Annotated in this window: 9 protein-coding genes; 3 read left to right on the top strand and 6 right to left on the bottom strand. The window is 73.8% G+C overall.

Features of this window, described 5'->3' with window-relative positions; genetic code table 11:
• Positions 1-277 precede the first annotated feature (277 nt).
• The 5 genes from IH80_RS0125950 to IH80_RS39715 form a co-directional block, all read right to left on the bottom strand.
• On the bottom strand, positions 278-1,579 hold the full coding sequence (locus tag IH80_RS0125950; RefSeq protein WP_030963698.1) for a condensation domain-containing protein: 1,302 nt from the start codon (positions 1,577-1,579) through the stop codon (positions 278-280).
• Positions 1,580-1,636: 57 nt separating this feature from the next.
• Complete coding sequence (locus IH80_RS0125945; RefSeq protein ID WP_078906749.1) at positions 1,637-2,989, bottom strand: MFS transporter; 1,353 nt, start codon at positions 2,987-2,989, stop codon at positions 1,637-1,639.
• Between the two features lie 341 nt (positions 2,990-3,330).
• Positions 3,331-3,735 carry a hypothetical protein gene (locus IH80_RS0125940; RefSeq protein WP_030963695.1) on the bottom strand — a complete coding sequence of 135 codons (405 nt, stop codon included), beginning with the start codon at positions 3,733-3,735 and terminating at the stop codon, positions 3,331-3,333.
• Positions 3,728-4,627: a heavy metal-binding domain-containing protein gene (locus IH80_RS0125935; RefSeq protein ID WP_234432387.1), complete on the bottom strand. Its 900-nt coding sequence runs from the start codon at positions 4,625-4,627 to the stop codon at positions 3,728-3,730. The genes IH80_RS0125940 and IH80_RS0125935 overlap by 8 nt, the downstream gene beginning before the upstream one ends.
• Before the next feature lies 1 nt (position 4,628).
• Positions 4,629-5,507 carry a heavy metal-binding domain-containing protein gene (locus IH80_RS39715; RefSeq protein WP_051809928.1) on the bottom strand — a complete coding sequence of 293 codons (879 nt, stop codon included), beginning with the start codon at positions 5,505-5,507 and terminating at the stop codon, positions 4,629-4,631.
• A 91-nt stretch (positions 5,508-5,598) separates the two neighbouring features.
• On the opposite strand from IH80_RS39715, the gene IH80_RS46930 reads away from it, so the two are divergent.
• The 3 genes from IH80_RS46930 to IH80_RS41015 all read left to right on the top strand — a co-directional run bounded on the left by IH80_RS46930 (position 5,599) and on the right by IH80_RS41015 (position 8,316).
• Positions 5,599-5,727, top strand: a complete 129-nt coding sequence (locus IH80_RS46930) for a hypothetical protein (protein WP_267883526.1) — start codon at positions 5,599-5,601, stop codon at positions 5,725-5,727.
• Positions 5,728-5,945: 218 nt separating this feature from the next.
• Positions 5,946-7,694: an RICIN domain-containing protein gene (locus tag IH80_RS0125920; protein ID WP_158943620.1), complete on the top strand. Its 1,749-nt coding sequence runs from the start codon at positions 5,946-5,948 to the stop codon at positions 7,692-7,694.
• Positions 7,695-7,875: 181 nt separating this feature from the next.
• Positions 7,876-8,316 (top strand): STAS domain-containing protein, encoded by a 441-nt coding sequence (locus tag IH80_RS41015; RefSeq protein ID WP_158943618.1) that lies wholly within the window; start codon positions 7,876-7,878, stop codon positions 8,314-8,316.
• Between the two features lie 886 nt (positions 8,317-9,202).
• Here the strand turns inward: IH80_RS41015 and IH80_RS44915 are convergent.
• A complete protein-coding gene (locus IH80_RS44915; protein ID WP_158943616.1) occupies positions 9,203-9,412 on the bottom strand; it encodes a hypothetical protein in 210 nt (69 codons plus the stop codon).
• Between the last annotated feature and the right edge of the window lie 56 nt (positions 9,413-9,468).

Here is a 9,468-nt window from a genome sequence, read left to right as displayed (position 1 = left end):
GGCTGGGGGGGCGCGGCGGCGGGGGATGCGCCGGGCGCCGGGCCGCGCCGGTGCGTGGCGCGCGCCGGTGCGTGGCGCGCTGCTGCGCGTGAGCGCCGGGGGTGCGGTGGCCCCGGGTCGGTGCGCGACCGGGGGCGGCCGGGGTTCCTGCGACGCGCCCGGGCCGATCGGGTGAGGGGAGCGGCGGCGGGCGGGCGCGCGCCGTTCCCGGGGTCGGGCGGTGGTGCCACTGCGGCGCGGGGGCCTTCGGCGGCGACCGGACGTCCGGGCTGCGGGTTCACCGCACGGTGGGGTCCGAGGGGTGCAGCGCGTGGGTGAGCGCGTCGAGGGCCCGGTGTGCGGTCTCGTCGTCGAGGACCGCCCGGTCCCACACCATCCGCAGACGGATCTCCGCTCCTTGCGTGACGGACAGGGCGAAGGGGGCGCGGACCGGCCGGCCGTCGACGTGGATCTCCCGTCCCTCGACCCCGGCCATCTTCAGCGGCGGGCGGCGCGTGTCGTCGTCCACGGTGAGCAGCCCGTCGAGGCCTCCGGTCCAGCGCGAGCCGGTGGAGCGTACGGCGGTGACGACCGCGTCGAACGGTACGTCGGCCCGGTCGAGGTCGTCCCACCAGGCGTCGGCCGTTCCCTCCGGGCCGGGTCCGGGGCCGCGGCCCGTGTCGACCGGGAAAACGAGGGTGTTGAGGAAGCAGCCGACGACCGGTTCCGCTCCTGCGGGGCGGCCGCCCCACGGGTAGCCGAGCGGGACCGCACGGTCGGTGCCGTACAGCTCGCGGGTCGCTGAGCGGCAGGCGTCGAGCAGGCGGGGGAAGGACAGGCCGCCGCCGTCGTGCGCGGGAAGCCGGGCCTGCGCGGCGCCGCTGGGCCGTGCGCCCTCGGGCACGCGTGCCGGGCGGGGTGCCGGGGCGTGGGTGTCGAGCGCGCGCAGCCGGTCCGCCCAGTACGCGGCGGCCTCGGGCGTCTCCGCCCGTTCCTCGGCGGCGAGTTGGCCGAGGACCGCATCCCGGTAGGCGGCGAGTTCGGCGTGCGTCTCCTCCGGTGCGGTCAGGGCTGCGGGGTCGTCCTCGTCGTAGGCGGAGCCGAGTTCGTCGACGATCCGCGCGAGCGAACGGCCGTCGCAGGCGGCGTGGTCGAGGACGACGGCGAGGATGTCCTCCTCGCGTTCCTCGTCGTCTACGAGGAACAGCCGCATGGCGGGGCCCTGTGCGTCCCAGGAGGACAGTGCGCGACGGATCGCGTCGGCGGCTGACTCCCCCGGCAGGAGGCCCGGCCGGGTCACGCTGACGTCCGGATCGGCGGGGACGTTCAGGACGGGAGTGCCGCGCACCACGCCGACGCGCGAGCGCAGGGCGGTGTGCCGGGCGGCGAGTCTGCGGGCGGCGGCCCGCAGCCTTCCGGGGTCGACGGTTCCGTGCGGGAACGCGAAGAACATCGGTACGAGGTCGGGGCGTCCCGCCGGGTCGAGGGACCGCACCAGCACGAAGCGGCGCTGTGCTCCCGTGACCGGCAGCAGGGTGTCGGACCGGTCGCCGGCGAGGCGTCGGTAACGGGCCAGGTACTGGCTGGTGATGCTGAGCACGTCGTCCTCTTCGTCGTGTCCGCGGTGGGGCGGAACGGTGTGGCGCTGGCTGCGGCGTCAGCCCGTGGGTGCGGGAGCCGGGCGTTCCTCGCCGTCGGTGGCGGCGGTGTCCCGGGGTGTCCCGCGGGCGGCGCTGCCGGCGCCGTCGTGGTCGTCGTCCTGCGCGGCGGGCAGGTCCCGCATCCGGCGCAGGGGGGAGAGCAGCAGCGGCAGGGGGACGGCGAGGATGCCGACGGCGCACCAGGCGAGGGCCGTGCGCGACCCGTAGGACTGGGCGAGGGCTCCGCCGAGGAGCGCACCGAGGGGCAGGGTGCCCCACATGAGGAAGCGCAGGGTGGCGTTCATCCGGCCGAGGAGACGTGGCGGGCACATCCCCTGGCGGAAGCTGACCTGGGCGACGTTGTAGACGACGGCGCCGAAGGAGACGACCGCCGAACCGGCGGCGAACAGGACCGCGCCGGCGACGCCGTGCCCGGACAGGGGCCACAGCAGCGCGAACGGGCCGGTGACGAGGAGGGACAGGAGGATGACCCGGGCCTGTCCCAGCCGGGCGGCGAGTCGTCCGGCGCACAGGGCGCCGAGGAGTCCTCCCACGGCGGACGCGGAGAGCACCAGGCCGAGCCCGCCGGCTTCCAGACCGACGACGCGGACGAGGTGCACGGTCTGTGTCGCCATGAGGACGGCCGTGCAGAAGTTGGCGAGGCCGGTGGTGAAGGCGATGACGCGGAGCAGGGGGTGCCCGAAGATGAAGCGGACGCCCTCACCGATCTCCTTGCGCAGGGACCCGCCGGGGGCGCGCTCGGGTACCTCCTCGGTCTTCTCCACCCGGAACAGGAAGAGGGCGGAGAGGACGTAGCCGACGGCGTCGACGATGACCGCGAACTGCGCTCCGACGAGCTGGACCAGTCCGCCGCCGATGCCGGGGCCGGTGACGTGGGCGGTGGAGCGGACCGTCTCCAGCGCGCCGTTCCCGGCCACGAGTTGGTCACGGGGCAGGATCTGCGGCAGGTAGCTCTGATGGGCGACGTCGAAGAACACGGTCGCCACGCCGGTCACGAGCGCGACGGCGTACAGCTGGACCATGGTCAGGACGTCGGCGAGCGCGGCGGCGGGAATGCTCAGCATGGCCACGGCGCGCACCAGGTCCGCGCGGATCATCAGGGGCCGTTTGCGCATGCGGTCGGTGAGCGCACCGGCGGGCAGCCCGACGAGCAGGAAGGCGGCGGTTTCGGCGGCGGTCAGGAGGCCCACCTGGAAGGCGGGGGCGTCGAGTTCGAGAACGGCCACGAGGGGCAGCGCCACCAGCGTCACCTGAGCGCCGAACTGTCCCGTGGCGGCTCCGGCGAGCAGGAGACGGAAGTCGCGCAAGCGCATGGGGCCCCCGCTGGAGGCTCCGGATGTGTCGGACATGTGAACGACATTCACGGATCCATCGATCAAGAGTCAAAGCAAACCTGTCACTTTCGGACTCGTTTTGCTGCGCCGTGGATGTCGGTCGGGAAATTCTTCGCACTACCCGGGGTAAGGCCGGGTGAATTCCTGTCGGTTGCGTGCGCATCAGGAGGCGGGGAGGGCAAGGGGGGACAGGGGACGCGCGGGAGGGATCGACGGCGCCCCTTACCCTGAGTAACCAGATCTACCCTGACCGAAAAGGCTCACCTGTGATCACACCGCTGCGGAGGCGCTCATTCCGTCGGTTATGAACGCCACCCGGGGCAGACGCAGTGGCCGTACGACGCGCTCGGCGGCGCTCAGGCTAGGAAGCGTTCCACGGCCGCGCGGGCGCGGGCGTTCGAGGCCGCGGCCTTCGCCAGGGACCGGGCCAGGGCATCGGTCCACTCGTCCAACTCCACCCGGCGCCGGGACAGCACGATGCCCCGCACCTCGTGCAGGACCTCCGCGACCACCCGCCCGCGCTCCATCCGCAGCGCGAACCCCTGCTCTCCCAGGGCGACGTCCACTTCCACGACCGAACCCTCGCGCCCGGCCACCCGTTCCGCGAAACTGCGCCTGCGGCGGACCCGTACGGCGCCGGGCGGCAGCGAATCCGCCAGGCCCGCCGACAGCACCTGTGCGTAGAGGTTCAGGTCGGCGCTGTCCCGGCGCAGCGCCGCGGCCAGCAGGTGCACGTCCTCCTCGGGCTCGGGCTCAGGCATCGAGGCTCACCACCATGGCCGGTCGGTCGATGACGTGGTCGTCGTGCAGCGGGCGCACCGCCGTCCCGATGGCGAAGAACTCGGTGGTGTGGCTTCCCCAGCCGTGCGAGTGCTGCCTCAGCTGCACCGCCACGATGCCCTCGGCGTCCAGGACCTCGCCCTCCGCCCGCATCCGGCTCATGGCCAGGTCGCGCGCCTCGTACAGGGCCTGGGTGAACGGCTCGATCTCGACGTTGCGGCCGGCGTTGCTCAGCACCTGGGTGAACCGCTGGTGTGCGACGTGGTAGACGCACGACCCCATGACCAGGTCCAGGGGCGCGTACCCGGCCCGGATCAGCGTCCAGAATTCCTGCCCGGACAGGTCCGACGTGAACGGCTTGCCCTTGTTGTTGAGCCACGTCCCGGCCGGTCCGGGGTCGGCGCCGTCCGCCTTCACCGCGGTGCCGACCGCGATGAACTCGGCGATGTCCGACCCGAACTCCTTGAACTCGATGTCCAGCCGCACGCCCACGACCCCGTCCGCCCCCAGAGCGCTCGCCTCGGCCTCCATCCGGCTCATCGCGAACTCACGCGCCTGGTACATGGCCTGCGACAGCTTGGTCAGCTCCTGGTTCTTCGACCACCGGCCGAGCTGGAGGCCGACGTGGTGGACGGAGGAGCCGAGGACGAGGCCGAGCGGGCGGAAGCCGGCCTCGCGCACCAGCAGGAACTCGTTCACCGACAGGTCCGAGGTGAACATCCCGCCCTTCTCCCCCGGCGAACCCTTCTCTCCCGGTGAACCCTTCTCTCCCGGCTCGAGCCGCGCGAGCCGGCGCATGGCGTCCTCGGCCGCACCCTCGTCCGCCGGCTGCACGGCTTCCCCGATCATGTCCCGCCCCGTTCGTCCGGTCATCTCAGCGCTCTCGCTCCAGTCTCATGATGGTCAGTGGTGGTCTGGTGCCCGCGGGCCGTCCGGAGCGGCCGAACCGGGCGATCGAGGTGCCGACGAAGACCGCCTCGGCGGTGACGTCGCGCGACGACCCGTACGAGGGGCACTCGCTCTCGCCCACACGCAACTCCACGTCGTCCACCACCACCCCGTCACCACCGTGCCGCGCCGTGTCGACGGCCAGTTGCCTGCGCGCCTCCCGGCGGGCGTGGCTGATCAGCTGGGTGTAGCCGTCGACCTCCTGGTTCCTGGTGGCGAAGGGGACCCGGAGAGAGGTGCGCCAGTCGTCGTGGCGGATCGCGAAGGCGATGCCGAAGGCGAGTCCGACGGGAACCCACCCCGACCCGATGAGCGCGGCGAAGTCCGTGCCGCTCAGGTGTGAGGTGAACGGCGCACGCGGCCGGATGCGCGACCGGGCCCGGACGGCAGTGCCACGCACCGTGAACTCCAGCCCTCCTGCGGGGAATTCCCCGACGTGCAGGTCCACGCCGACGATCCCGTCACCGCCGAGCGCCCCGCATTCGGCCACCGCGCGCGCCAGGGCCGACCTGCGCGCCGCGTACATCGTCCGCACCAGCTGCGACAGGGAGGACGCCCATCTCGACGACGGCACCGGCTTGTTGTCGTCGGTGACCGACCAGTTGCCGGGACAGCCCCAGACACCCGTGTACCCGATGTTGTAGACGGCCGCGCCGAGCACCTGCCCGACCGGCTCGAACCCGGCCCCACTGATCGCGGCGAACTCACCTTCCGACAGCCCCGAGTTCCAGGTGCGGCCCGGCCGCGGCGTCGCCCTGCCTGCGGCGGTGTCCCCCGGCAGTCCGGCGTTTCCTGCGTATGTCATCCGCTCCCGCCATCGATCTGTGCGCTGACCGCGCGGATCGCGCCCCCGTTTCGGCAGATTACGTCATCGGCAGGACCGCCGAGGTGGTCTTGTGTCGATCTTCGAATGCCTACGCCGCCGCGCCACCCTCGTCGACCCGGACCACCTGCTGCAAGAACCCCTGCACCCGGGCCACGGCCTCGTCCTGTCCCTGGCCTGGCGGCGCACGGGCACCGGCTGACCGGGACGGCCTAAGCCGCCGGTCCCGCCCCCCTCCTCCGGACGGACCGGCCGGTCCGGGCCGAGGCCCGGCGTGCGGACGTTTGCGCGGTGGATTCGAGACAACCGCACGCCTTCCGCTGGACGGTACCGACCGGCCGGTGTTCCGTGGTCCCGGACTTCGCCGGTCGCGGGAGGTCGGACAACCCCGGTTGTCCGCGGACGGATCAGGGGGGACGCATGGCGCGAGCGGGACGCCCGCAGGGGGCCATGAAGGGTGCGACGCGGGCTGCGGACGAGCTGGCCCGGTTCCTGGTCGAGCTCACCGCCGGGCTCACCGTGCGCGAGATGGCGCAGCGGTACGGCGGGGGCAAGACCAGCTGGGGCGAGTACCGCTCCGGCACCCGGATCATCCCGCTGGGCCGGCTGAACGCGGTGGTACGGGACCTGGTGCGCGACGGGCGTGGCCGCCAGGACATGCTTCGCCGGGCCGGAAGACTCCACGAGGCGGCCCTGGTCGCCGGGGCGGAGGCCGAGCCCCCGGCCCGGCTCGACGAGGCGCTGCGGCGCGCCGAGGCGGATCTCGCCGAGTCCGAACGGATCGTGCGGCAACTGGCTTCGGTGATCGCCACGTTACTGGCGGAACAGGAGGCCGCGGCGGAGCCGGCGACGGAACCCGGGGCGACGCGGCCGAAGCCGACGGCGGAGGCCCGGCCCGCCTCCGAGCCGGCCTCCACGCAAGACGGCGGCACCGGGGACGGGTTGCTGGAGCGTGCGATGGAGCAGCTCGGCGCGGTGTGGGCCGTCCGCGCGACGGCCCGTCGGATCACCGCGCTCGGGGACGCGGCCCCGAGCGCGCTGCCCGCGGTGCGCGACGCGAGCGGGCCGAGGACACTGCTTCCCGGCAGCGGCGGGCTCACCCTCGAACTGGCCCGGACGGCGGACCTGTTGGAGTACCTGCGGTGGGAGTCGGGCCGCCTGGAACAGGACGCGTACGAGGAGTGCCCCGCGTACCGGGGGCCGATCGAGGGCGTGGTCCTGGAACGCGCCGACCGCCCGGCGGCGGCACCCGTCACCGCCGTGCCCGGTGCCCCGACCGCGCGGTCCCGGACCCCCGGCCCCGGGGGGCCGCTCGCCGTGGTCCCCCCGGCCGTCACCCGGGCCACGCCAGGCCGTGCCGGTTTCGTCGCCGCGGCCGTGCTCGGCGTCGTCATGATCGCCGTGGCGGTGCTGGTCGTCCTCGGGGGCCGCCGGCCGCTGGTCGTACCGGTCGGAGCAGGTCCGTTACAACCGTACGCGCAGACCCAGGGCGGGCCGCAGACCGGCCCCGCGGCCGGTCCCACACCCGTGCCGGCCGGGCCGTCCGGCTCCGCCGCCTCGTCGGTCTCCGCACCGGCAACGGCACCGGCCGGCAGACCGCCCGCCGCGCCACCGCCGACTCCAGGGCCGGCGGCCCCGCACGCTCCCGCACCGGGCGCCGGAGGTCCCACGCCGCCCTCCCCCACCGTCCCGCGGACGGCCCCGGCCGGGGCGGAACCGTCCCTGCCGGCCGCCGGTCTGATCCGGCTGGCCAACGCGGGCAGCCACCGGTGCCTGACCGTGCCCCACGACAGCACGACCCCGGCCGATCCTCTGGCCCTGGCCGACTGCGGCGAGGAACACGAACAACTGTGGCACCTCACTAAGGAGTCGAGCGGCCCGGCCGGGACCGTGTACTCGATCCGCAACCGGTTCAGCGGCCTGTGCCTGTCCGTGGACGCGGCCCGGGTCACCAACGACGCCGCGGTCACCCAATACCTGTGCGGGGACCGCCAGGGGCTGTTCCCCGACCAGTTGTGGACCCTGCGTTTCCACGCCGCCTCCGCCGCATGGCAGCTGGTCAACGTCAACAGCGGTAAGTGCGTGGCGGCCCGGGTCGGTGGCGGGGCGACCGATCCGGCCTTCCAGCAGGACTGCCGTGAGGACCCCTGGCTGACCTGGCGGGTCTGACCGCAGCGGCGGCAGACCGGGCCGTGGTGCCCGGGCGGGGCTCGCTCGGCGCCCGCCCGGGCACCCTGCTGCCTCGTCCGGGTGGAATCTTTCCCCCGACCGGGGATCTCCGCTGGTCGTATGGGGTGAAAGGAGCGCGCCACTCGTTTCCCGACCGCGTGCGGGAGGCGTTGATGGGGACGTGAATACCTCAAGCACCGCCCCGATACTGTCCGCCCCTCTCGCGGCCGAGGCGCGGCCCTCCGTGCACGACTCGGGCGCGGACAGCGCGCCCGGCGTCATACTCATCCACTCCTGCACCACCTTCGGCACCACCCTGGTCGTCCACCTGGCGGGCGAGATCGACCACTTCAGCGCCGCACCGCTGAGGGCGTTCCTGGCATCGGCCGCCGACAACGGCCATACCGGCCTGGTGCTGGACTGCTCGCGGGTCACCTTCTGCGACTCGGGCTTCCTGGCCGCCCTGGACTGGTGGCCCCGGCAGGGACGCCGTCTCAGGCTGACCCATCGCTCCCGGGCCGTGGAACGCCTCCTGCGCGCGGCCGCCAGGGTGACCCGGTCTCCCCATGGCTTCCTGGCCCACCACCGCCCACCACCCTCGTACCTGGGCCCCACGGGGTAGACGACGCGCGGGTGGCGGGCCCGGGTCGACGCGGGCCCCCACCCGTACCGCAGCTCGCGGCGTACGTCTCCTGGCGGCGGGTCCAGAAGCCGCCCGCACCTCCCTGGCGGTGCTCCGTGGACCAGCGGCCCTGGGTGTCGGCCACCAGCAGCGGGTGGTCCGGCGGGCAGTTCGCCGCTGCCGCGGCCCCGCCGAGTCGGCAGAAGGCGCTCTGCTGGTGGCCGCCACGCCGCAGGACGTTCACGCCGAAGAAGCCCTGTTTCTCTCGTCGCCCCGGCCCTGGTCTTTCGCCCCCGTCCCGCCGGCCGTGTACGCGAGCACGTCGGGGCCGACCCCGTTCAGCGGGCCGTCGAACCGGCGTGGCGTCGACACCGGCCGCAGCCGGATCCTCCACGCACCCGTGCCCCGCAGCCGCAATGGGTGTCCGGGCCCGCCCGCTCTGCGCGGCCGCAGTCTCCGTCGACGCGCCCTCGACCTCGACGCCGACTCGGCCTCGTCGAGCGTCCGTTGCTCGCCCGTGGTCGCACTCAGCACCCCGCCGGGAGCGACCGGCCGCCTCCCCGCAGGTGGCGCCGCCTTGATGCCCGGACCGTCCGGTGCACCGGCGCGACGGACGACCGCGCCCCGCACGGGCTCGACTCGACACTGAGCTGGAGTTGGCCCCCTGATGATCTGCGTCCTGCACGCACCGTACCGAGGAGGGGTGGCCGGCATCGCCCGGCCGGTGCTGCCCGCCGGGCTCCATATGCGCCCGGGCTGCGTTGCGTTCGGCCTCAGCGGGTGCCGGCACCGCACAGGTTCCCGGCCACCGGGGGCGTTCCGCGCGGAGCGCGGCCCGCCCGGCAGGTAACCTGCCGGGCGGGCCGCGGGCCCCGGGGTCGCCGAATCAGCCGAAGCTGCGCCGGTGTTCCCTGCTCTGCTGCGGTGGGATGGTGCGCAGTCGGCGGGCAGGAGGTCGCCCCGGGTCGGTCCTGCGCGGGTCCTCGTCACCGGATCGGACTGCGGTCTGGTCGGGTTGCGCCGGTGCCACCGCCGGGAAGAGCGCGATCGCAGCGATGGATGCCGCCACCACGACGAGGATGATTGCAATGCTCACGGACATGAATCCCGCCTTTCGCCTTGACGTTTACACCCTGTGGCTACTCAGCGTTT

This window comes from Streptomyces sp. NRRL S-378 (genome assembly GCF_000720645.1).
Classification (GTDB): domain Bacteria; phylum Actinomycetota; class Actinomycetes; order Streptomycetales; family Streptomycetaceae; genus Streptomyces.
Note: the sequence above shows the minus strand (reverse complement) of the source record. Positions and strands in the feature narration are given on the sequence as shown.